The following is a 23,011-nucleotide window of genomic DNA, read 5'->3' on the forward strand; positions in this document are numbered from 1 at the left end:
GCCCCTACAGCCTACGGTCTCTTTATCGTCGGGACGCTTGCAAGCAGTTTCTTGGTATAATCATGTTGCGGGTTTGTCAGTACGACATCGGCGGCTCCGCGTTCCACCACATGCCCAAAATACATCACCAGCACTTCATCGCTCAAGGCGCGAACCACCTGCATATCGTGACTGATAAAAAGAATCGAAAGTCCGAACTCGTTTCTTAGGTCGTCGAGCAAATGAAGGATCTGCGCCTGCACCGAAACATCGAGTGCGCTAGTCACCTCGTCGCACAAAAGAATCTTCGGACGCACCATGAGGCTCCGGGCAATGCATAGGCGCTGCCGCTGGCCCCCCGAAAATTCGTGGGGGAACTTCTGGAGTGATTCCACGGGCATCGACACGCGCTCCAGAAGTTCTTTTGCGCGCGCCTCCGCAGATTCAAGTTTCACCCCGCGCGCAACCAGCGGCGCCGTGAGGATTTCTGCGACCGTCTGCCGCGGGTTCAAGCTGCTGAACGGATCCTGAAAAATCATCTGCACAAGATCGGACACTCGGCGGTGCTTTCTCGTAGCCCCGTTCGACGGTCCACCCTCCGTAGCGGTCGATTTCACCGAGACCTTTCCTGATTCGACCTTTTCGCCAAAAATCCGGTACTCGCCACAGCTCATAGGAACAAGCCCCACAAGCGACTTCGCAAGCGTCGACTTTCCACAGCCCGACTCGCCCACCACGGCAAGGATTTTCCCCTGCGGAAGCGAAAAGGACACATCGTCCACTGCGGTAAAATAGCTCTGGATCTTACCGAAAACGCCCCCGCGCATCGGGAACTTCACCGTAAGATGCGACACCTCCAGGGCATAGCCCTGAGCCGCATTTTCAATACCGGTAGGCATTCTTTCGGGCTTATCCAAAGACATTGGCTAGGTTCCGGACTCCGTTTCACCATCGAGCCCGGCAAGGGCTTCCTGAACACTCTTTTCGGTAGAAAGCAAAATCTGGCGGCACTTGCGCAAGAGTTCGGTCGCTTCTTTAACCGCTCCGGCCAATTCGTCGATTTCCATTTCTGAATTGTCGATCCGTCCAAGGATGCCTTCTAGGCGCTCCATTGCCGTTTTGTATTCAAGATTTTCGGTACTCATGCCAACGAATATAGTTATCTTTAAACTAGTGAGTTTTCCCCGTATGTCCATAAAGCGCTTTTTAGGCATCAGCCTTACCGTAGCGGCCTCCGCTGTTTCGGTCGCATGCCTCGACATACCCCACAGCCCAAACACCGACGGTAAAATTAAGACAGTCGATGTCTATGTCCGTCAGTTCGGCGAAAGCAAGAGCGAACCGCTCAAGGTGAGTTCCAAGGATTCCGCAAGCCTGATTGCATCGGTATCCCCCGACACCTACAGGGATGACGTCCGCTATTATTGGTATAACGACGATGAACTCATGGACAGCGGGCGCACGTATTCGATACCGATCGAATTCATGCAGTCGAGCTATATCAGCAAAAACTTCATCCCCAACCGTCTTTCTATCGTTGACGATGAAGGAAACGAAATGGGAACCGAATTCCACGTCATTGTCAACGAGCCCCCCGAACTTTCGTCCAGGACCATCCCCGCAGACGGTGACACCCTTTACGGAAATTCGGCCACCCCGATGCTTTTCCGCTGGTATATCTACGACAACAGCGATATCGACACGTTGCAAAGTTTTCTGGAAATAGACGGGATTTCCTACCCGGTGGGGGGACTGACACTGATACAGCAATCGGGGTTCGACGAGGGTGTACACACCTTTAGAATCATCGTCCAGGATTCCTACGGCGACATGGACTCGACCGAATTGAAGGAATTTTTCGTCATCGACACCTTGGGGGGCACATGAAGCACTTTTCAATACTCCCCCCTAAAACGGTCCTAGCATTCCTCGTCCTTTTTTTCGCATGCGCCTGTACCGATTCCGACCAGTTCCTTTTTAACGAAACCGAAAATACGGAATTCATCAAGGTCGAAGCGACCGTGACCACATCGTTCGACTCCACGGCAAGCAGGTCCAAGGCGGACACCATCAAGCCAGGGGATTCGCTGATTTTCCTTACAAACGTCATTCCCTCTAAGTCCATCCGCAACCAGGAATACTTCTGGACCCTAGACGGGAAACTCTTTTCAAACGAGTTCAGCGTCAAGAGCACCATCAAGGCCCCCGGCATCCACGACGTGGAATTCGTCTTTGTAGACTTCTTCGGCGACACCCTAAAAGATTCCCTCACCATCACGGTCGCAAGCCCGCCCCAGCTTGACAACGTGAACTACATTCCCGCATCGCTTACGCAAGGAATCCGGCAGAACGATTTTCTCCGCTTCGTCTGGAGAGCATACGACCCCGATTCCATGTGGAATCTCCATTCCAGGTTTACGTTGCAAGAAGAATATTCCGACAGTCTCCTGGTCGACACCCTTCTAGACTCACCACAATTTATCTATACCGGTCATCTGAAAACGCTCCAAAAATACACCTGGCAAGTATCCGTACAGAACCAGTTCGGGCAAGCCGCAGAGCAACAACTAGAAGGCATTTTCTACACGACCGGAATCGACGGAGAAAATGCCATCTGCGGAAAACTGGAGACCACCACACGAGAAAACGATTTCACGTTCCAGGTTCTCCTGACGGACTCAGCGCAACAAACTCTCTACAAGAAAAAATTCAAGAGTAGCGACAGCCACTTTTCCATAAAGCCCCTTCCCGAAGGCAGCTACACCCTCTACACCCTCGTAGAAGATTATCCCGATTTCAAACCCGACACCCTGGACATCACCTTAAGGGGCGGCACCGTAAAAGAAATTCCCTCCATCACGTTTTACGACAGCATTCCCCCGACCATCGAAAGTTTGACCTCTAGCGACACGTTGGATATCGCCGATACGTTACATTTCAAGGTTTATGACGGCGGGGGCACTCTACAGCTATCAAAGATTCGCGCGATGCTTGATAGCCACACCCTTACGGGACTTTCGCTTTCTCACGACACGCTCGCGATTCCATTAGACCCAAGTGCCCTGTACTGGAGCTACAGAATTATCGCCATTACCCTTGCCGACAATAGCGAAAACAAAACGCAAAGGAAATTCTACCTCCGTCCCAACGCCACCTTACCGGAGGTATTCAGTGAATAAGTTCCTCGCCTCCATTCTATTTTTATCGATGTGCCTTTTGGTTTCGTGCGGAGACGATTCGCTGATTAGGGAATCCGAAGGGGAACTCCACCAGTATGTCTACGGCGTTCCGGACCGCTATGCGGGAAATATCGTAGGCAACTTTACCCCGCTAGGGAACCTGTACATAGAACAGGGGCAAACGGTCCGATTCTACGCCGGATATTCCAACGGAGAACAGATCTACATCGACGAAACCCTGCAGCAGTACTACGGCGGACATTCCTGGAAAATCGGCGACGAGGACTACAACCTGAACACATTCCGCCACACGTTCAATTCGGCTGGGGAAGTCGTCGGAAGCCTCGAAACCGTAGACCTCTACGGTGACACGCTTCGAAACGAGTTCCATATCTACGTCAATACGCCGAACAGCATCGAGCTCACCTACCCCTACGACGGCTACAACCAGGCAAGTCCCGAACTCAATCAACAGCAGCCCCTCTACTGGACCATCCACGGAATCGATCCCTGGGAAACCGCCCTGTGTCAAGTTTTCGCCTCGTATTACCGAGACTCCGTCTGGGACAAGCCCATCGGATATGTCGACTGCAATTCATACGCCCTGCTCGCCGGTTCGCTCCTCGATTCAGTGGCATACCATGAAAATAAATACGTCGCCCAAGACAGTTCCTTTACACTCTACTGGGCTATCATTCTCCAGACCCAAATCGAAACCGGCAAGCGTGAAAGGGATTCTTCGAGCATCTTCCATTTTTCGACCAGAATCCTGAGCGATTCCTCGACGATCAGGATTCCCATCGTATACGATCGGTACCGCGACAATGTGCTCCTACAAACCCAGGTTCATCTGATAACGGCCAAGGGGGACACCCTGAAGACCCTCGTCAATGAAAGTCCTTCGGGCACCGTGACTGCCAAGGTAGAAGCACAGACCGGCCTCAAGATTTTCATCGAGGAAATGTTCCGCAAGGAGTACGCCCCCGAAAGCACAACCATCGATATTTCTCCGTACACCGTTCTGGAGCTAGACACGGTCCGCCTAGGCGATGCGATTCCCCCGCAAATCGCCCCCTTCGCCCCCACCATTTCCATCAAGGATTCCATCGCCTTTTTGGTCTACGACGACGGTTCTGGAATCAACCCCTCGAAACTCAAGGTCGTCGTGAACAGGGACACCGTGGAAAGCGACTTCCACACCCCCATGCTCCTGTTCAAGGCGAAATGCACACTCGCCTGCAACGTCAAGATCATTGGCGAAGACTACGCAAGAAACCCGCTCCCGCAAGTCTACTGGTATATCGAAAACAAGTCGAATACCTATACTATCTCGGGACCATTCGCAAGCGAGGAGCCCTAGATGTTTCGCCTACTGCTAGCATTGATGATTCTTGCAAGTAGCGCCCTTGCGCAACGGGTTCTACACGTATCGACGATTCCCTCGAACGCCGATATCTACCTAGACGAAATCTCTCCCGACCACACAAGCAACCCGGACTACGTCTCGCCCGCCTTTATTGAAATTGACGAAGACCAGGCCATCGAGGGAACGATACTCCTTTCGCTATTCCACCGTACCTTCGCCGACACCACCATCAGGGTTACGCTTTCCGACAGGGACACTTCGTACCTCATTGTCTCGGGGCGGCCCCTCATCGAAGAGGCGCTTATCGAGGCACAGGACAGCGAACTTTCCAAGAGGTCTCGGAAAAATTTCGGAAGAAAACTGATGATAGCCTCTATCATCCCCTTCGCCGTAAGCGCCATCGCCGGAGCCTACACCTACTACGAAATTGAAAAGGCGAACGACTGCAAAAGTTCCCTCAAGAATTCCGCCATCAGCGAAAGTTCGCATTTCCACGACACCCAAAAGGATTTCAAGGATCACCGTCAAAAAGCAAAACACGCAAAATACGCCACACTCACGGGACTTGGGCTAGGAAGTGCGCTTTTGACTATCGGATTCATCTTATCATTCTAGGTCGGCTATGAAAAAGTTTCTATTCACCTTATTGTTCTTCGGAATCGCATGGTGCCTTGCCGCCGAAATGCCGGGCGTCCGGGCAACCGTCGAACTCGTATCGGGCGCGACGCAATCCGCCCAGTTCCTTGGGATTCAAAACGATACCGTAAGCCTCGGCGGGTCCATCAAGGGGCATTTCACGGTCGTGAAAATTCCGGTACACCGTTTTAAAAGCATCATCGACGAACAGGGAAACAGCCTCTTGCCGCCCCCCGACACTGCGGCCGTCCCCAACGCGGCACCTGCTTCAGCCCCTTCTTCGGCCCCTGATTCCTCCGAAAGCAAGGACACCCTTACCCAGGGGAATGCACCCAGAGATTCCATGAACGTGGATTCACTCGCACAGGATTTACCCAGGGAGCGCACGCTCCTGGACTCCGTAGAAGGCAAGCATATTTTCGTATCGCTGGAACGACGCAGCCGGGACTCGGTCCTCGCAGAACAGCTTGAGAACCTAATCGTCCGACTCCTCAAGGAATCGGGAACCCCCATCACCATCGCAAGGGGAGCCTCGCTTAGCTTCTGTTCCGACGCGGGATGCATCAGGGATTCCCTTTTTGCCCATGGCGCAACATCCGTATACACAGGGCGCATTACCGCTGCACGGGCACCGGATTCCGTTGCCATGCAAGCGACACACTACATCGCCGAAGATTCCACCGTCAAGACATTCCCCGCGCAAATAAGTTTATCTGCAATCAGGCCCTTCGGCGACGCCCTAGGGGACAGCAAGCTTAGCCTATTCGTAGCCACCCTGCAAGGAGAAAAAATAACAGGAGCAGGCGCTCCCCCCAAGGACAACAAGAGTCTCATCCACGTCGAAACGGACCCCGAGGGAGCAAGCATCGCCATCCACGGCCAAGAAGATGTCTGCAAAAGCCCTTGCACATTCGCCACGACCGACACGGGCAAAGTCATCCTGTACGCCTACTGGAACGTGAACCGACAGCTGTGGAGCGCAAAATCCACCATCAAGCCCATTCCCGGAGACACCGCGAAGATTTCGCTCAAGCTTAAAAAGGTAAGGCCGGAAATTCGTGTCAGTACCACCCCCGAAGGCGCCGAAATTTACGCCGGTTCCGCTCCGCTTACCCCAAGATCAAGCCCCATCGGATATTCGCCGAACAAGTTCCCCATCGATCTTCCGGGACTTTCGACCGTACAGGTGCGCAAGGTCGGCTTCCGCGACACCCTGGTCATGTTTTTCGCCTCGCCAACCGAAATTACCGATATCAACATAGAACTCACCCCCATCACAAGCATCCAGGAACAAATCGCGCAGGACGAATGGCAGCATATCCGCAAGAAAAATTTTATCGGACGCACCCTGATGGGAACATCGATTGCGCCTTTCCTGCTAGGAGCCCTTTTCACCTACCTCGCCACTGTAGATTACGACGATGCCGACCGCATCAAGGATAACCTGAATTTTCCTGCCTCCGGTGGAGAAAACTACAAGGCACAAGTCCAGAAAAACAAGGACCTAGTCGATAGCGGCGACCGGAAAATGATTATCGGAGGCTCTTTACTCGGTGTCGGGGCTATACTTTTGGGAGTCGGATTCGTCCTGACTTTCTAGAATAACAGCGAAAAAACGATAAAAAGGCGCTCATTTCCGTTAAACTTTCCACCAAAACCTCCAGAAAAATTAAATTTTGCACGATGCGTAAACTGTTAGCCATTTTGTCTTTATTGGCGGCTGCCTCGTATGCAGCCGATTTTGAGCGATCCAACTGGCGTACCCAGCTGTACCTGCAAGGAGAGCCTGCATTCTTGAACTTCAAGGCAGACTCAAGCCACACCCTGATCAACGGGGGAATCGACAAGGACCTGATGACCATCCCTGTCTCGCTGGGCGTTTTGTGGTCTCCGCTGATTACCCCCGCCTGGAAAGCGGACATTCCGTTCACCTTCTGGCTGGGTCTCGAAGTGAACTCGTTCCAGTTCGGCACCATCGAAGATTCTCCCGAATACACGTTCACGAAAGAGAAAAACGGTAAGACGGTCGCCGACACGACCAACCCCCTCGACGACGAGAAGCTTTCGTTCCACACTTACGCGCCCTCGGTGCTCGCCGGTTTCTCGTTCAACCTCGTAGGCGACCTTGACCTCAGGGTTCTGGGCGGCTTCGGTTTCTACTTCTTCTCGTTCTACGACGAATTTGGCGGAAACACCAAGCAAGAAACGGTCATGGCCAAGACGGCCTTCGTCTCGTCCGCACTCGAATACCGCATCGCCGAGCTGTTCAAGGACGTCGACCTCAAGATCGGCATCAATGTCCGCAAGGAATTCCTGCCCTACGAAAACATCAAGGCTAGAAAGAAAGACGACAGAGTCACCCCGTCGCCCTACTCCGACCTCGAGTTCAGCGAAATTTCCTACAAGTGGCCCGTCCGCGTCGGTCTAGAACTCTCGCTTGACTTCGGCCGCGAAAGCCGCCGTGACCGCCGTATGCGCTACGCCCTGCATGACCGCGACGACGTGCTGCGCAAGTACAGCGAAGTCAAGGATACCCTGAGCGACTGGGACTGCATGGCCATTGAACGCGACTACCGCTTCTACCTCGATGCCGACGGAAAGCTCCCCGACATGAGCGAAGCCTACACCCGTACCCAGTTCGCCGACGTTCTCGAAAGCTTCCTTGCCTTCTGCCACCCGGCAGACCTCGCTACCAAGGAACTGCTCTACGCGACACTCGATAGCGGCAAAGTTCAGCTGAAGGAATACCAGGTCCGTCAGGAAGATTCCCGTTTCGACCAGGTGATGGCGTCCAACGATCCCGAAATGCTCGAAATGTTCTTGCAGTACTACCCCGACTCCCCGCGCAGGGCCGAAGTCGAAGCCAAGCTGCGTTCTCTTAGCGAATACGACAAGTTCCGCGTCATCCAGGCGCAGAACACCTTCAAGGCCTACCTCACCTACCTGAACGACAATCCGAACGGAGCATTCCGTGACGAAGCCGAAGCAGGCATCTTCGAACTGGTGAAGAACGGCAACCGCCTCAAGGACTACGAAATCTACCTGAAGCGTTTCCCGAACGGTAAGTACGTGGAAGAAGCGAAGGCGGCCCTCAACAGGGCAAACAGCCAGGAAAATTCCATTATCGAATACCAGACGGGCGAAACCTACAGCGAACCGGCACACGAGGCTGAAGAGCCCGCCGCCGTCGAAGAAGACGAAGAGGAAGAACAGCCGGTCAAGAACAAGAAGAATTCCAAGAAGGCAAACAAGAAAGCCAAGAAACAGAACAAGAAGTCCAAGAAGAAAAAATAAGGACTTCCGGTAAACTTTAGACAACCCCTGACGCTGCGTCAGGGGTTTCTTTTTTAAGCATCACCTTGTTTTAGCCGAAGATTCAAACTTTCTATATTTACCCCTATGAATAAAAAGATCTTTATCACCATTCTTATTACTTTATTTACAACAATGGCTTTCGCGGATGCCTCCGTCGCCGACACGGTATCGCAGGCTGCCCCGGCCAAGTCCACGGGAATTTACACCCAAATTATCGACTGGTACAATGCGCACCTGAACTATTGGTCCATTGCACTCCTCATGGCGATCGAAAGTTCGTTCATTCCGTTTCCGTCGGAACTGGTGGTGCCTCCCGCCGCCTACAAGGCGCTGCAGCCAGGTTCGGGCCTCAGCATCGTGCTGATCGTGCTTGCCGCAAGTGCAGGTGCCCTCATTGGGGCCTTCATCAACTACTTCCTCGCCAAGTTCCTCGGGCGCCCGATCATCTACAAATTCGCCGACAGTCGCCTCGGACATTTCCTGTTGCTAGACACGCAGAAACTTGAAAAGGCGGAAACCTACTTCCGCGAACACGGCGCCATTTCCACGTTCGTAGGGCGCCTCATCACCGTCATCCGTCAGCTGATTTCGATTCCGGCAGGCATCGCGAACATGAAGCTGATTCCGTTCACGCTCTACACCTTCCTCGGTGCGACCATCTGGAACTGCGTCCTTGCAGGGCTCGGCTACCTCGCCCATGGTCAAAAGGACATTATCGAGAAATACAACTCCGAACTCGCCATCGCGCTCCTCGCCTTTGGCGCCCTCTTTATCGGCTACATGGTCTGGAACGCCGTCAAAAAGAGAAAGGACTAACGGCAACGCATAGCGACGCGGGTACGGACATTCCGACCGATGCGCTATCGACATCGACTAGATACACCTTCCCGCTTCGAGAACTTCCCGCCTGCAAAGCAGGCGGGCTTTTTTTGTCGAACGGAACAATCACCGGATTCTGAAGCATCGAACGGCGAAGCACGCCCTCGAAAAAATCGCCCCCAACGCACTTGTAAAAAGCTTCCTTGCGGCTCCACAGGCAAAAGAATTCCCGTTCGGCAGCATCATTCGCATTTTCAGACGCCAACGCATTCTCCGTTGTACACGGCTTTTCCATGAGCGACTTTACAAGCTGAGCCTCTTCTACACTAAAGAATCGCTCTGCCAGGTGCAGACGCCTTGGCGAATAGCGCTCCAGGTCCACGCCAATGTGCATAAGGCCCTTCGAACCACGCTCTCCATACGCGCACACACAGTAGCCGTTGGAATGCGTCCAGTTCACGTCAAAATCAAGTTTTTCAAAATGCGGACGGGGATTTTCCCTAGACTCCCCCAAATCGGCAGCCGTAACGGGTTCACCACAAAATTCCGAAAGAATGGAAAATATCACCGAACGATGATCCGGTTTCTGCGCAAAACCCACCAGGTGAACCACTCCAAGCGGAGTATCCACATCAAGGCGTCGAAGAACGCGGGCGTCATATCGGCAAGATCCATCTAGCATTGCAAAACCTGCCCCAAAGATAATTTCTAGTTTAGGGGCATGAAAATCCGCACCAAGACAAAAGCCGCAATTGCCCCATTTTTGCCCCGTATAATCTCTATCGGGACCATCTTCGCGGCATTCTCCCTAGTGGGCTGCGGAGACATCAACAGCAGCTGGGAAAACAAGGGTGGAGGCTACATCAAGTACACCATCGACGGAGAAGGCCCTTACAGCATCGAACTCGCAAAAAACGACGTAGAACCGCCCTATTACGTAAACAACAGCCACCACTACTTCTTTTTCCGCACACGCCTCCAGGAAAGCGACCGTGGCGACCAAATATCGCTCATGGTCAACACTCCCCAAACCGGCAAAAAACTCAGGCCAGTCGCACGCGCAAGCGTCAACGGTGGCTACCAGTATGTCAGCTGGATGCGCGAACAGTATTCCTCCGAAGCCCCCCTCATTCCAGACAGCAGCACCATCAAGTTCGACGAAATCATCAACGATTCGCTCTGGACCGCCGATCTGGACCTCTATTTCAAGGATTGCCGCACAGGAACCTGTAGCAACAACAAAGCCCCCCTACACCTCCAGGGCCGACTGCGTTACTGGGTTCCCGCCTCGGAAAGATAAGTTCTAATAACCCCTTGACAAAAGAAAAAGTCTTTTCTATATTTGGACTCACCTCGGTCGATTAGCTCAGTTGGTTAGAGCGCTACCTTGACATGGTAGAGGTCACAGATTCGAGTTCTGTATCGACCACTCAAAAAGCTCCGCAATAGCGGAGCTTTTTCGTTATCCGTCATTTCCTCATCCGCCATTTCGTTATACCAGCAGCCTTCATTGGCAGTCTCAACTCCCCGCCTAGATAGGCCGCCTTAATATACAGAAAGCCCCGGCTTTTCGCCGGGGCATTTTCTGTAGGCGCGTTCACTGCGCCGTTCTCTAGTCTGTAGCGAGCGACGCGAGCGTCCTCTCGTCTAACTTACACACCCTTCTTGAAGCGCTTGCTCCACCACAGAACGATCGGAGAGCAGATGCACACAGAAGAGTAGGTACCGATAAGGATACCGAAGCACTGGACCAAGCCGAAGTCGCGGATCGAAGAACCGCCCATCACAGCGAGGATCACGCACACGAACAAGGTCGTGAGAGAGGTCACCATGGTACGGCTGAAGCACTGGTTCATAGAGCGGTTGATGGTTTCGGCGAAATTGCTGGAACCATACACGGCAGTGTTTTCACGAATGCGGTCGAAATTCACGATAGTGTCGTTCACGGAGTAACCGATCATGGTGAGGAGCGAGGCAATCAGGGCTCCGTCGAAAGAAAGACCGAAGGCAGAGATGAAGCCAAGCGTAATCACAGTATCGTGCACCAGGCCAAGCACGGCAGCGACACCGAAGCCGAGACCGAACTTACCGAAGCGGAACCACACGTAAATCAGAATGCCGAGCCATGCGAGAATCACAGACAAAATAGCGTTGAAACGGAGTTCCTTACCGATGGTCGGACCCACATTGTCCTTAGCGACGATTTCGCACTTCTGACCGGCCTTTTCGAAAGCCTGAGCCATCTTGACTTCGAACTGTGCGTCGTCAGAGGCTCGCATGCTGATCTGGTAGGAGTTAGCGGAAGTACCACCGAGAGTACGAACCTTCGTGCCAGAGATGCCGGCAGCGGAGAGAGCGTTGCTCAAATCCTTTTCGTGCTTGTCACTATCCTGATACTGCACGGTGTAGACCTGGCCACCCGTGAAGTCGATGCTGAAGTCAAAGCCCTTGATTGCGACGAAGGCGATAGAAGCAATAATGAGGATTGCAGAAATGAGACCGAAACGACGGCGGTTCGGAATGATCTGGAGGTTAGCTTCGTTGATAGCCTTGAAGCCGCCACCGATCGAAAGGGTCGTTGCGTCGCGCTTGGCAAGCTTCCAATCCAAGATGGAGCGGGTCACCGTGATAGCGCAGAACAAGGAAGTCAAGATACCGATCGTAAGCGTAAGACCGAAACCCTTCACGGAACCGGTACCAATCTTATAGAGGATAAGGCCAGTAAGCACGGTAGTCAAGTTGGAGTCCAAAATGGCACCGAAGGCGCGTTCGTAACCCTTGGCCACAGCGGCGCGGGCAGTCAGGCCGTTCTTGAGTTCTTCACGGATACGTTCGTAAATAATCACGTTGGCGTCGAGAGACATACCGACCACGAGGATGAAACCTGCGATACCCGGCAAGGTCAACGTAGCGTTAAACACAGACATCACGGCGGCAGTCACCAAGGTGTTGATCACCATACCGAAGCTTGCAATCAAACCACCGAGGCGGTAGTAGGCAACCATGAACACCAAGCAGAGGATAAGGCCGATTGCACCGGAACCGAAGCCCTGCACAATGTTTTCTTCACCGAGGGTTGCACCCACGCTGCGGCTTTCAATAATCTTCATCGGGGCCTTCAGGGCACCGGCGCGGAGCACCACGGAGAGGCGGTTAGCTTCGGCCATGTCGTCGAGACCCGTAATCTGGGCTTCGCCGTTCGGGATACGGTCGCGGATCACCGGAGCAGAAATCACCTGGTTGTCGAGCACGATAGCCATCTGCTTGCCAATGTTTGCGGCAGTCACAGCAGAGAACTTTTTCGGACCGATGCCACCGAACTTGAGGCTCACGGCCACTTCACCGGCGCTCACACCGTCAGACACGCGGTAGGGGCGAGCATCGACCACATCGTCACCGGCCATTTCAGCACGGCGCTTGAGGAGGTAAAGACGCTTGGCCTTGATCTTGGAATCGCGTTGCACCGGTTCGAGACCGCTGCCGAAAGCGAAAGCGACATCGCGCGGAATCAGCTTCTGCACACCGTCGGTAGCAAGGAGCTTCTTCACCTTTTCAACGTTTTCTTCGGCGATAAAGCCACCATTACCAAAACTCAGGTAGTAAGCGGAAAGGGCAACGCCGACCTCAGATGCCGGTTGAGCCTCGACTGCGGCAGAATCCTTTGCGGAATCGGTAGCAGCGACTTCAGCGGCAGGAGCCTTACCGAGCAATTCGTCATCGGAAAGGGCCTTGGTAGCTTCCTTAGGAAGCGTATCCTTGGCGGAATCAGCCTTGGCAACCGTAGAATCCTTGGCAGGCGCAGCCGTAGAATCCGTTGCGGCGGAATCAGCCACGATGTCGGTCGTCTGGCGGGTCAGGTACTGGTCGATGAGGCCAACCACCTGCGTAAACTTTTCGGCTTCGGCCAGAATCTTGAATTCGAGCTTAGCGGTCGAACCCACGAGAGCCTTTGCAGTGGAGTCATCCACGCCTGCCAGTTCAACCACGATTCGGTCGTCGCCGGACGGGGAAATCTGCGGTTCAGAAAGACCGTACTGGTCAACGCGGTTACGGATGATTTCGAGGGACTGTTCCTGAATGTCCTTGATATCGTCGCCCTTGACGTTCGACTTGTCGATTTCGAGCGTAATGGCCGTACCGCCGGCAAGGTCCAAACCGAAGTTGATGGACTTTGCACCCACCTTCGGATTTTCCTTGAGGAAGGTCTGCTTTTCTTCGCCCTTCTTGGTGTGAACCTGGATAGAAGGCCATACCGTGTAGGCCGACAAAACAATGACGAGGAGAATAATCAGTTCTCGCATGCCGAATTTTTTCTTGTTCATTTGTAATCCCTATAAGGCATTATTCACTAAGTTTTGCGCGCAAAGATAGAAAAAGGCGAGAGACGCGGCAAAGCCATTTATGGATTTGACATGGCCGAGCCGCCCTATCTTGTGCGCTAAGGCGCACCAAGGTAAAAAAAGAACGGAACCCCGCTGGGATTCCGTCCTTAAACCTGGTTTTATAAGCTAATCAGCGAGCTTACTTTGCTTCGGAGGGTTCATCCTTAATCGCGAGCAGGCGTTCGTTGACGTTTTTCGAGACACCCTTTTCGGCGTACTTGGCAGCCACTTCCACAGCCTTTTCGATAGCGAGAGCATCGGAACGACCGTGAGCGATGATGCCGGTACCGTTCAGACCAAGCAGCAAGGCGCCACCCGTCATGCGGTAGTCCCACATTTCGTCGAAACGACGACCATTCGGGGTATCGATGACACCGAACATCTTCTTGTGCAGTTCGTAGAAGCCTTCGAGCATCTTCAGGACAACGTTACCCGTAAAGCCGGAGGTCACCACCACGTCGGCCACGCCTTCGATAAGCGTTTCGCCTTCGATGTTACCGATAAAGTTTACCGGGGCAGCCTTCAGCAACTGGTGAGCTTCCTGCAGCACAGCCGGGCCCTTGTGTTCTTCTTCGCCCATATTGAGGAGGCCAACCTTCGGCTTTTCGTAACCGAAGTAGGTCTCGGCGAAAGCGGAACCTGCAATGGCGAAATCCACCAAGGTAGCGGCACGTTCATCGACGTTAGCACCGGCATCGACCAAGATGATCGGGCGGTCAGCGGTCGGAATCACGCAGCCGATAGGCGGACGGCTGAATTTGTCTGTAGTACGGCCAAGAAGCATAAGGCAGCTAGCCATCATGGCGCCAGAGTTACCGGCACTCACGGAGGCATCCACCATGCCCTTCTTCTGCAAGGCAACGCAAGTCACCAAGCCGGAATGGGGCTTCTTCTTGAGGACTTCGACAGGATGTTCATCCATGGCCACAGGATCCGGTGCATCGACCACGGAAATGCCTTTGCCAGCATAGCCAAGCTTTTCGAGCTTAGCCTTGACCTCGGCCTCCGGTCCGCACAGAACCACGTGCAGGTTAGCATTCTTGTTGACGGCGTTAACCGCACCTTCAATCACTACGTCTGGGGCGAAATCGCCACCGAGAGCATCAAGAGCAACTTTTACCATGGACATCTCCTTACAACAGTAGAACCGTTAATTAGGCTTCGGCATCCTTCATGTTGATCACTTCGACACCATTGTAGTAGCCGCAAACCGGGCACACGCGGTGCGGGCGCTTCACGGAACCGCAATGATCGCAGGTAGCCATAGCGGGCACTTCCATCTTCCAGTGGGTGCGGCGCTTGTCACGACGGGCGGTCGAGGTTTTTCTTTTAGGTACTGCCATTTTTAACTCCTATTTTCCATTTTGCTCTTAAGAGCCTTGAGTTTATCCCAACGGGGATCCATGGGTTTTTCGCCCGAGTCACCACCGTCGGCTTGTTTGTTTGTTACAAAGATAAAATCTTCGTCAGGATTTTTCACGGGCGCGACTGGTTCTTGCAATATAACCAGCTGTCGGATGCACTCGGAAACATCTACGAAGCTCTGCCCCTGGGGAATCTGGTAGGCAAAAACGTCAACATCGTCTTCGTCCAGTTCCTGTTTAGCCACCTGGGTACGCGTCACCTCGATCACGACTTCGGTCGTAAAGGGGCGGTCGAACGGCTCCAGGGTGCGGGAGCAGGTCAGAGTTTGCACTCCGGAGATAGAACCTGTCACAAGGCACTTGCTTTCGCCTTCGGGGCTTACCAACACCTCGGCTACCAGGTCGCCCTTGAGGTGCAGTTCGTCGAAGATCTCGGGGGCATCGGAGCGGGACCAGACCACCCGGCGGTCTTCGGAATCAACAAGTTTTTGTGCAATATCTAGTCTCAAAGTAGCCCAAATTTAATAAAAAACGGGATACAAGTCAAATTACAAATAGCTTTATTTAGGATTTGGGGGGAAGAATCCCCCTGGCGAAAGCCTTGACTTATTCAACGAAAGCCTCCTTACGATATTTGCACTCACTCGCTAGCCGGTTTCACCGGGGGTCGTTCGCCACAAATCCCGTAGTCGGCCTAAAACATCGGTCCAAGTCTTTCGCCACCCCCTCGCCTAAGGGGTTCCACCCCCTAACACCCCCGGCATCTAGCTGTCACCAGCATCCAACAACTTCGGCATTTTGCTTTGTAAAAAGAAATAAATTTTCCGGAAAATCGGCATAAAATCTCCCCAAAAAGCGTGTATAGTAATAGAGGGAGGGCACCACATTATACCCACTTGACGTATACATACGAAATAGGTATATTAAATGATACAAAGTTTTGCAGACAGAGAAACAGAACTCGTCTATAACCAAGAGTTTTCAAGACGGCTGCCTCAATGAACGAAGGGCTCTTTTATAACGTTGAGATTGTTGATTATCACTAGGAGCAGACCATGAGCAAGCATATTGAAACGCCCACTATCGGAAAAATCCTGAACGAAGATTTTATCACGCCTATGGGATTGTCCGCCTACAAGGTCGCCCAGGCAATCAACGTCCCTGTTTCAAGAATTCAAGACATTCTTCATGACCGCAGACGGATTACAGTCGACACTTCTTTGAGACTTGCCAAGTTCTTTGGCGTTTCAGATGATTACTTCATCTCCTTGCAAGATGATATCGACATTCGTAACTTGAAAATCGAAATCGCCGAGGAACTCGAGAATATCAAGACCTTTGTGCCGGTCTAGAAACTTCTTTAACAACTAGTTGAAAAAAAAATGAGCTATCCAAAATTTCCGGATAGTTCAATTTTTAATTACTTCTTCTTTTTGCCGGGGGGCCCTGGCATGAAGGGGCTAGAGGCGGCAGATTTTTCCTTGGTAGAACCGAGGGATTCTTGGCTTACGACCACGGAGTCACCCACGGAGAGGCCCTTGAGAATCTGGATGTTCACGCCGTCGCTGATACCGGTCTTGACGGGGCGCGGGGCGGCCTTACCATCGATGCTTACCCACACAAGGTTGCCACTCGGCTTCTTGCCATCGGAGCGTTTCTTGAAGGACTTGGGCGGACCGAACTTTCCAGGAGCGCCGCCGCCCATGCCAGGGGGCGGTCCCATTCCCGCGGGAGGTGCCGGAAATTCACCCTTCTTGAAGTCACCTTTCGGGAAATCTCCCTTGGCAAAGGTACTGTCGCCGAATTCACCGTGCGGCGGGCGCATGCCCTTGGGAGGTTCCGCCATCGGGGTGCCGTCAGCCGGAGTAAACTTGAGTGCCTTCACCGGGATCGCGATGGCGTCGGTGATTTCCTGAGTTACGATGGTGCAGGTCGCTGTCATGCCGGGAAGCAGTTTCTGTTCCGGGTTCTCGGCAGTAATCACGACGGTGTAGGTCACCACGTTGCTCGTGGTCGTCGGGTTCAGGCGGACTTCCTGTACGGTACCGTTAAAGGTATCGTTCTGGAAGGCGTCCACGGTAAACGTGACGCGCTGTCCTTGCTTGACCTGGCCGATATCGGCTTCGTCCACGGCGGCCATCACCTTCATCTGACTCAAGTCCTTGGCGATTACAAACAAAGTAGGCGTACTCATGGAGGCGGCCACCGTCTGACCGACTTCTACGGCACGCTTCAGGACCACACCGTCGATAGGGCTCTTGATGGTCGCGTAGCTCAAGTTGAGGCGAGCCTGGTTGACTTCGTTCTGGCTGCGTTCTACGGAAAGCTTTGCCGAATTCATGTTGTATTCGGCGGTTTCGAGTTCCACGGCGCTTGCGGAATGGCTTTCGGAAAGTTTCCTCACGCGGTTGTAAGTCGATTCCTTGTACTTGTAGTCCGTTTCGGCACTGCGGAAGGCAATTTCGGCCTGCGTGAGCGTGGCCTTGAGCTTGGACTTGTCGAGTTCGGCGATGACCTGGCCCTTCTTGACCTTAGAATTGAAATCGGCGTAAATCTTGGCGATGTCGCCCGACACCTGCGTACCGACTTCCACCTGGTCGACGGGTTCCAGCGTGCCGGTTGCAGAAATGGTCGTCGAAATCGTGGTCTGCACCACCTTGGTGCTTACGAGCGGGCCTGCGGCATTTTCAGCGCTTGCCGAAAAAAAGAACATCTTGACGCCATAAGCGATAGCGCCAAGAATCACCAGGATGATAAAGATTTTCAGAAGCTTTTTCATAAACGCAACCTAAAAATAGAAAGTCTTACCCTTTTTTCGAATATTTAGATGCGCAGGGGGCCAGTTTGGTTGCGCCCCTTCATCACTCAATAACAGTCGCCGTCACATAGGCGTGACCGACCTTATCGAGGCCAATCTTTTTACCCGCAGCAACACTCAAATCAAGGATTCTGTCACCTACATAGGGGCCGCGGTCGTTCACGCGAACCTCGACACTTTCTCCATTGTCCTTGCGAACTACCTTAAGCTTGGTTCCGAAAGGCAACGTTTTGTGCGCACAGGTATAGTCGTCCTGATCAAAAATTTCACCGCTAGCCGTTTGCTTGCCATCAAATCCGGGACCGTAATAGCTCGCGTCCCCTTCGATCTTGGTCCCTATTTCAGCTTTTTCCCCGGCGGCGTACTGTTTTCCCGGAAAACGGACATACCCTTTGCGGGATGCAATTTTTTCGTTCCAGGAGGCGCACCCCGAAACAACCAGCAGAAGTGCTATCAAGGCGGCCCTTACCGCGAACAAGGCATGTTTGCTATTCAAAATCATACATGCTGTTGTAGGTATTTTCGAGGATTTCATCTTCCTTGCTCTTGACTTCCGCCTGCTTTTCTTCGGGAGCCTTATTCAGAGTCTCGTAATACTGCGAAGACATCTTATTGATATGTTCTTCGCTGCTTTTTACGCGCTTGCGCAAGCGTTCCAAATCCTGATCCGACAGCGAAAGGCGGGTATTCGTCATCTTTGCCGCCTGCTTTCCCCAGGGAGTCTGCCCGTGCTTATCTCGCAAGAACTTATAAACTGCCATCGCGCTATCGGCACGCTCCGGGTTCATCTGGAAATAAATCGCCTTCATGTAAAGCGCCTGTATTCCCGCCTGCGTTTCGGGGAATTCCCGATAAAGGCTATCGAACTGCGTAAAGGCCAAGGCATACGCCGAATCAACGTTATCCATTTGATCCAAGGGCATTTCGGCAGCGACAGTCCACAGACTTTCGGCCTCCATGTATTTTTCCTTCGCCAAATCTTCGCGGGTCTTGAGTGTCACGCGCATACCGAGGTTCACCTGAGCCTGCTTTGCGTACTCCGTGTCAGGATACTTTTCAATAATTTCCTTGTAGATTTCTTCGGCGGCATCGGGATCGTGCATGTATTCATCGTAAATAAACGCCTTGGCATAAATTGCACGCAACGTCTTAGCACTGTCCCCCGATTCTTCGATAACCGTATTCAGACGCGTAATGGCGCTATCCACTTCGTTCAGCTTGAACAGGAAAAGTTCCGCGATCAGGAACTCGGACTTGAAGAAATTGTCGACATTCGGAATCGAGTCCTTGCGTTCCTTGTCATTCTGGTTACGCATAGCGATCAGGCGTTTCAGGGCATCACGGCGATCACGGCTTTCTTGGCCCCACTTGCTGATGGTTCGCGAAATAAAGCTACTGTCATAATAGACAACCGCCTTGTCGTAATCAATGCGCTTGTGCTGTTCGTAATCACCCAGGCAGAAATAGCTGCGCGAAGCAAATTCCGTACGCGGGTATTCCGAGTTCACCTTCTGCAAGATAATGATGGCATCGGGATAACGTTCCGCAAGCATCGAAATTTCACCGATTCTAACCAAGTATTCCGGATGTTTCGATTCGTAGTCTGGATTCTTGTAGAGTTCCTTGTACTCATCGGCAGCCGGCAAGTATTCCTTACGGTTCACCAGGCATTCCGCAGCCTGCTCGCCCGCCGTCTGCTGTTCGCGCGGGTTCAGTTCCTTGATTTCTTTGGCGGTGTAATGTTCGCGAGACTTGTCCCAGTTCTCTTTCTTATAATACAGTCCTGCAAGTCTAAAGTGCGCCTTGCCCCGCATAAACGGGGTTCCCGCCGTGTCGGCAAGCAGCGCTTCCAACGACGCAATCGCCTGGTCTGGCGCCTCGGACTGTTCATCGAGGAGCGAAAGCAGGTTCAGCCCCTGAAAATAGTAAGGATGGTCCTTGGAGGCGACAACCGGTTCCAAGGCGAAGCGGCTAATGTTGTATTCCTGGTTTCGGTAAAGGCAATAGGCTCGCTGGTATTCCACGGCTCTCATGGAATCGTGGTCGGCAAAGTAGCGTTCAAATTCGTCGTACTTGGTAATGGCCTTGCTCCACTCGTGCTTGTGCCTAAAGGATTCACCAATCAGGAACACGGCCTGAGCCGTCCGTTTCTTGTTATCCGGGAAACGTTCCAAGACACGGGAACCCTTTTCAATAATCTTATCGTACTTTTGGCGTTCCTCGAACCCGGGCATGGAATTCTCGCCGTCGGGAATGCTGTCCAGACGCGCCGCCCGCATTTCACCCGCCTGTTCGTCAAGACGTTCCGCATTGAACAGGTGATTCAAATAAGCACAGCAAGTACACCCCTCGAAAAAAAGGGCTAACACGGCAAGCGCTATATAGCGGATACGTAACATGAGTATAAAGATACAAAAATAGACGAGAGAACGGCGGTTCCCGCCTACAGACGAGAGATTCTAAAGTCTTAATTTTAAAAACAAAGAATTTATCACATGGAATTTACAGAAAAAACTCTCGTCTTTCGTCTGTAGCGAAGACGAAGCCTGAGCGTTCTTTCGTCTAAACCCTAGTATTGATTCAGATACTTCGTGTAGTCGCAGAGCTTAAGTCCCGGAGGGAGAGCGGACTTGTCGAAGCGGACCATGCGAATTTCGGCAGGCTTTCCCACCACGCGGGCAAGCATTTCGAAATTATCCTGGGTTTCCCAAACGGCAGCATCCAGCACAAGGCCATCGCCACAATCCGTTTCGCCCGTACTGTTCCCGATTCCCGAAATTCTGGAATTCTGCTTCAAGAAACGGGTAAAGATTTCAGGAGCGACCCCCAGGTGATTCGACGTCGACGAGGAATCATATACAAGTACGTGGACTTCACGGAAATGGCTCAGCGAATCGAACACCACCGTATAGGTATGCATATAGGGCGCAATGTAGAAGGATTCCTGCCACACATTGTTTGCAACGGGCCTGAAATTTCCGATGGAATACTTCTTGAAAAATTCCTTCGGAGTCGCACCATAACGAACAACGTAATGACCAAGCATTGTCGTAAAATCGTGCGTCGATGCAGGCGCCATACTTTCACGCAGGCTATCGATCGCGCGATTCAAGTTCGCGGTCAAGCCGTCACCTTTCGCCACGGGAGCAGGCCTTGTCACGTTGGCCTCCTGAATGCGCTGCTGAATTTCAGGATACTCAGGGTCAACCTTCTGGATATCCTGGAACTGCATACGGGCTCGGTCAAAAAGGCGTCCCTTTAGATAGGCGCGGCCGAGAGCCTCTTTCAGGGGGAGGTTTTCGGGATATTTTTCCACTAGGGGTTCCAGGATATCGCAGGCGACCTGCGCGCGGTCCTGCGGTGAAAGAACAACCCCCGAGCCAGAACCCGGCGGAGACTTTTCCCCCAAGGTCGCAACGGCTTCGCGCGCCGCGGTAAACCCGGGATTGAACGCAAGAATTCGCTGGTATATCTTTTCGGCGGCGTCGAAATGTCCCTGGTACTCGTTCAAATAACCTTGCAGCAGAAGAAGGTTCGCGTTCACCGGAAACTGGGAAAGAGCATACTCGACGATAGCTGCGCAACTGTCCAGTTGCCCGCTGCGACGGTAAATTTCGGCCAGGAGCTCGTACGCCCGCGGTTCATCGCCATTCGAGAGGCTCACGACCGTCTTGAGTTCATTTGACGCCTGGATAGCACGACCGCCATCCATTAGGAGCTTTCCGTACCAAAGTCTCGTCTGGTAAAGTGCAGGAGCCTTTTCCGAGGCCATCCGCGCAAGTTCCTGGGCGGCGGTGGCGTTTCCCGAACGGTAGACCTTTCGGCTTTCCAGGTAAGCAGCAATTCCCGTTCCCGGAAAGCGTCCCTGAATCTTATCGACCAAAAGCAAAAGGCGATCCTGCTGGGCATCCGTCAAGGAATCCATCTCGAACAGCGTATTTACCTGCCCTAGCAGAGCGGGCAAAAGGTCCGGATAAAGCACGACAATTCCGTCGTAGATATCGTATGCCGTTCCATAAGAACCCGCACGGAAAAGCTCCGCGGCACGGCGAAGTTCCGTCTGCACCTGAACCGGGACCGACAGAAGCTCGGCAGACATGTCGGGAGTATCGCCCCGCACCACCATCGAACCCGCCGGAAGTCCGTACGGGTTTCCACCTACGACAATCTTGCTCGGGCCATAAATATCATAAGCGCGAATACCCGCAAAAGTAAGCAGAGTTCCGCAACAGAGTGTCAAAAACAAGTATGCGGCCTTGCGGGCCGCCGAAGACGAATTCGCCATTACTTTTCCAAAAAATCAGCCAGTTTTTCTTTATGCTCCTTGCTCTTTTGCAACCGACGCAAGGTCTTATTCTTGATCTGACGCACACGCTCGCGGCTCAGTTTCAAGTCCTCTCCAATATCCTTAAGCGTGGTGTCCTCGACCGTATCGAGGCCGTAGAACATTCGAAGGATTTCTTCTTCACGCTGCGGAAGGGCAGACAAGGTTTCCTGGATGAGTTTCTTGCGTTCATCCTTTTCCATATCCTCGTCCTGATTGCCGTCGGAGCCCAAGACATCCATCAAGGTGCTGACGGTATCGCCGTTACCGCCGACATTCGGACCATCGCCAATGGGAGCATCCAACGAGATGTCCACGATCTTTTCCATGACTTCGACGATGTCTTTTTCGAAGGGAGCAAACTCATCCATCGCAATGGTACGGTCGTAATCGCCGTCATTTTGCATCAGGGCTCGTTTAAAGCGATTCACCAAGGCAAGCTTGTTGGGCGGAATTCGAACCGCACCCACCTGTTCAAACAGGGCCTTCTGGATAGACTGGCGAATCCACCAGACGGCATAGGAGATAAACTTGACATCCTTGCCCATGTCAAAGCGCTTAGCCGCCTTGAAAAGACCGATATTACCTTCGTTTATCAAATCCAACAGGGAAAGACCGCGCCCCTGGTACTTTCGTGCAACACTCACCACAAAACGGAGGTTGCCGCGAATAAGACGCTGCAGGGCTGTCTTACGGATTTCTTCCGCCTGGTCGCTCTTGATAATCGCAAGAAGAGCCTCCTCTTCCTGAGGACTCAGGGTAGGAAACCGGTTCAGGTCCCTGAAATAAAGCGCTTCGTTTGCATCACTCATAGAAACACATACCTTCG

21 protein-coding genes and 1 tRNA gene are annotated in these 23,011 nt (G+C 52.7%); 10 read left to right on the forward strand and 12 right to left on the reverse strand.

Annotated features, from left to right (window positions below):
- Positions 1-11 precede the first annotated feature (11 nt).
- Complete coding sequence (locus Q0W37_RS06420; RefSeq protein WP_297699877.1) at positions 12-902, reverse strand: ATP-binding cassette domain-containing protein; 891 nt, start codon at positions 900-902, stop codon at positions 12-14.
- A gap of 3 nt (positions 903-905) precedes the next feature.
- Complete coding sequence (xseB, locus tag Q0W37_RS06425; protein WP_297699879.1) at positions 906-1,124, reverse strand: exodeoxyribonuclease VII small subunit; 219 nt, start codon at positions 1,122-1,124, stop codon at positions 906-908.
- A gap of 43 nt (positions 1,125-1,167) precedes the next feature.
- Between xseB and Q0W37_RS06430 the strand changes: the two genes are divergently transcribed.
- The 7 genes from Q0W37_RS06430 to Q0W37_RS06460 all read left to right on the forward strand — a co-directional run bounded on the left by Q0W37_RS06430 (position 1,168) and on the right by Q0W37_RS06460 (position 9,291).
- Complete coding sequence (locus Q0W37_RS06430) at positions 1,168-1,866, forward strand: hypothetical protein (protein ID WP_297699881.1); 699 nt, start codon at positions 1,168-1,170, stop codon at positions 1,864-1,866.
- Entirely contained in the window at positions 1,863-3,158 is a 1,296-nt protein-coding gene (locus tag Q0W37_RS06435) for a hypothetical protein (protein ID WP_297699882.1), read from the forward strand. The genes Q0W37_RS06430 and Q0W37_RS06435 overlap by 4 nt, the downstream gene beginning before the upstream one ends.
- Positions 3,151-4,518 carry a hypothetical protein gene (locus Q0W37_RS06440; RefSeq protein ID WP_297699885.1) on the forward strand — a complete coding sequence of 456 codons (1,368 nt, stop codon included), beginning with the start codon at positions 3,151-3,153 and terminating at the stop codon, positions 4,516-4,518. Before Q0W37_RS06435 ends, Q0W37_RS06440 begins: the two co-directional genes overlap by 8 nt.
- A complete protein-coding gene (locus Q0W37_RS06445; RefSeq protein ID WP_297699887.1) occupies positions 4,519-5,139 on the forward strand; it encodes a hypothetical protein in 621 nt (206 codons plus the stop codon).
- Positions 5,140-5,146: 7 nt separating this feature from the next.
- Entirely contained in the window at positions 5,147-6,760 is a 1,614-nt protein-coding gene (locus Q0W37_RS06450) for a hypothetical protein (RefSeq protein ID WP_297699888.1), read from the forward strand.
- Between the two features lie 83 nt (positions 6,761-6,843).
- Positions 6,844-8,454 (forward strand): hypothetical protein, encoded by a 1,611-nt coding sequence (locus Q0W37_RS06455; protein WP_297699890.1) that lies wholly within the window; start codon positions 6,844-6,846, stop codon positions 8,452-8,454.
- A gap of 105 nt (positions 8,455-8,559) precedes the next feature.
- Positions 8,560-9,291, forward strand: a complete 732-nt coding sequence (locus tag Q0W37_RS06460) for a DedA family protein (RefSeq protein WP_297699891.1) — start codon at positions 8,560-8,562, stop codon at positions 9,289-9,291.
- Here Q0W37_RS06460 and Q0W37_RS06465 read toward each other — a convergent pair.
- Complete coding sequence (locus tag Q0W37_RS06465) at positions 9,272-9,976, reverse strand: 4'-phosphopantetheinyl transferase superfamily protein (RefSeq protein ID WP_297699893.1); 705 nt, start codon at positions 9,974-9,976, stop codon at positions 9,272-9,274. The genes Q0W37_RS06460 and Q0W37_RS06465 overlap by 20 nt on opposite strands.
- 39 nt (positions 9,977-10,015) lie before the next feature.
- On the opposite strand from Q0W37_RS06465, the gene Q0W37_RS06470 reads away from it, so the two are divergent.
- Together Q0W37_RS06470 and Q0W37_RS06475 are read left to right on the forward strand one after the other, a co-directional pair.
- Positions 10,016-10,594 (forward strand): hypothetical protein, encoded by a 579-nt coding sequence (locus tag Q0W37_RS06470; RefSeq protein WP_297699895.1) that lies wholly within the window; start codon positions 10,016-10,018, stop codon positions 10,592-10,594.
- A 55-nt stretch (positions 10,595-10,649) separates the two neighbouring features.
- Positions 10,650-10,723, forward strand: a tRNA-Val gene (locus Q0W37_RS06475).
- 223 nt (positions 10,724-10,946) lie between these two features.
- On the opposite strand, the gene secD is transcribed toward Q0W37_RS06475, so the two are convergent.
- From secD to Q0W37_RS06495, 4 genes are all read right to left on the reverse strand, one after another.
- Positions 10,947-13,616, reverse strand: coding sequence for a protein translocase subunit SecD (gene secD, locus Q0W37_RS06480; RefSeq protein ID WP_297699896.1), 2,670 nt, complete (start codon positions 13,614-13,616; stop codon positions 10,947-10,949).
- A 199-nt stretch (positions 13,617-13,815) separates the two neighbouring features.
- Positions 13,816-14,799, reverse strand: coding sequence for a phosphate acyltransferase PlsX (gene plsX / locus Q0W37_RS06485; RefSeq protein ID WP_297699898.1), 984 nt, complete (start codon positions 14,797-14,799; stop codon positions 13,816-13,818).
- A 31-nt stretch (positions 14,800-14,830) separates the two neighbouring features.
- Positions 14,831-15,019 (reverse strand): 50S ribosomal protein L32, encoded by a 189-nt coding sequence (rpmF, locus tag Q0W37_RS06490; RefSeq protein WP_072800982.1) that lies wholly within the window; start codon positions 15,017-15,019, stop codon positions 14,831-14,833.
- Between the two features lie 2 nt (positions 15,020-15,021).
- A complete protein-coding gene (locus Q0W37_RS06495; RefSeq protein ID WP_297699901.1) occupies positions 15,022-15,549 on the reverse strand; it encodes a DUF177 domain-containing protein in 528 nt (175 codons plus the stop codon).
- A 546-nt stretch (positions 15,550-16,095) separates the two neighbouring features.
- Between Q0W37_RS06495 and Q0W37_RS06500 the strand changes: the two genes are divergently transcribed.
- Positions 16,096-16,392, forward strand: a complete 297-nt coding sequence (locus Q0W37_RS06500; RefSeq protein WP_297699903.1) for a HigA family addiction module antitoxin — start codon at positions 16,096-16,098, stop codon at positions 16,390-16,392.
- 68 nt (positions 16,393-16,460) lie between these two features.
- On the opposite strand, the gene Q0W37_RS06505 is transcribed toward Q0W37_RS06500, so the two are convergent.
- The 5 genes from Q0W37_RS06505 to Q0W37_RS06525 all read right to left on the reverse strand — a co-directional run bounded on the left by Q0W37_RS06505 (position 16,461) and on the right by Q0W37_RS06525 (position 22,994).
- Complete coding sequence (locus tag Q0W37_RS06505) at positions 16,461-17,819, reverse strand: efflux RND transporter periplasmic adaptor subunit (RefSeq protein WP_297699905.1); 1,359 nt, start codon at positions 17,817-17,819, stop codon at positions 16,461-16,463.
- Positions 17,820-17,901: 82 nt separating this feature from the next.
- Positions 17,902-18,360 carry a septal ring lytic transglycosylase RlpA family protein gene (locus Q0W37_RS06510; protein WP_297699907.1) on the reverse strand — a complete coding sequence of 153 codons (459 nt, stop codon included), beginning with the start codon at positions 18,358-18,360 and terminating at the stop codon, positions 17,902-17,904.
- Positions 18,347-20,227, reverse strand: coding sequence for a tetratricopeptide repeat protein (locus tag Q0W37_RS06515; protein ID WP_297699908.1), 1,881 nt, complete (start codon positions 20,225-20,227; stop codon positions 18,347-18,349). The genes Q0W37_RS06510 and Q0W37_RS06515 overlap by 14 nt, the downstream gene beginning before the upstream one ends.
- A 200-nt stretch (positions 20,228-20,427) precedes the next feature.
- Positions 20,428-22,143: a tetratricopeptide repeat protein gene (locus Q0W37_RS06520; protein ID WP_297699910.1), complete on the reverse strand. Its 1,716-nt coding sequence runs from the start codon at positions 22,141-22,143 to the stop codon at positions 20,428-20,430.
- Complete coding sequence (locus tag Q0W37_RS06525; RefSeq protein WP_297699912.1) at positions 22,143-22,994, reverse strand: RNA polymerase sigma factor RpoD/SigA; 852 nt, start codon at positions 22,992-22,994, stop codon at positions 22,143-22,145. The genes Q0W37_RS06520 and Q0W37_RS06525 overlap by 1 nt, the downstream gene beginning before the upstream one ends.
- Positions 22,995-23,011: the final 17 nt, after the last annotated feature.

Origin of the sequence: uncultured Fibrobacter sp. (assembly GCF_947166265.1) — a bacterium.
In the GTDB taxonomy this organism is placed as follows: Bacteria; Fibrobacterota; Fibrobacteria; order Fibrobacterales; family Fibrobacteraceae; genus Fibrobacter.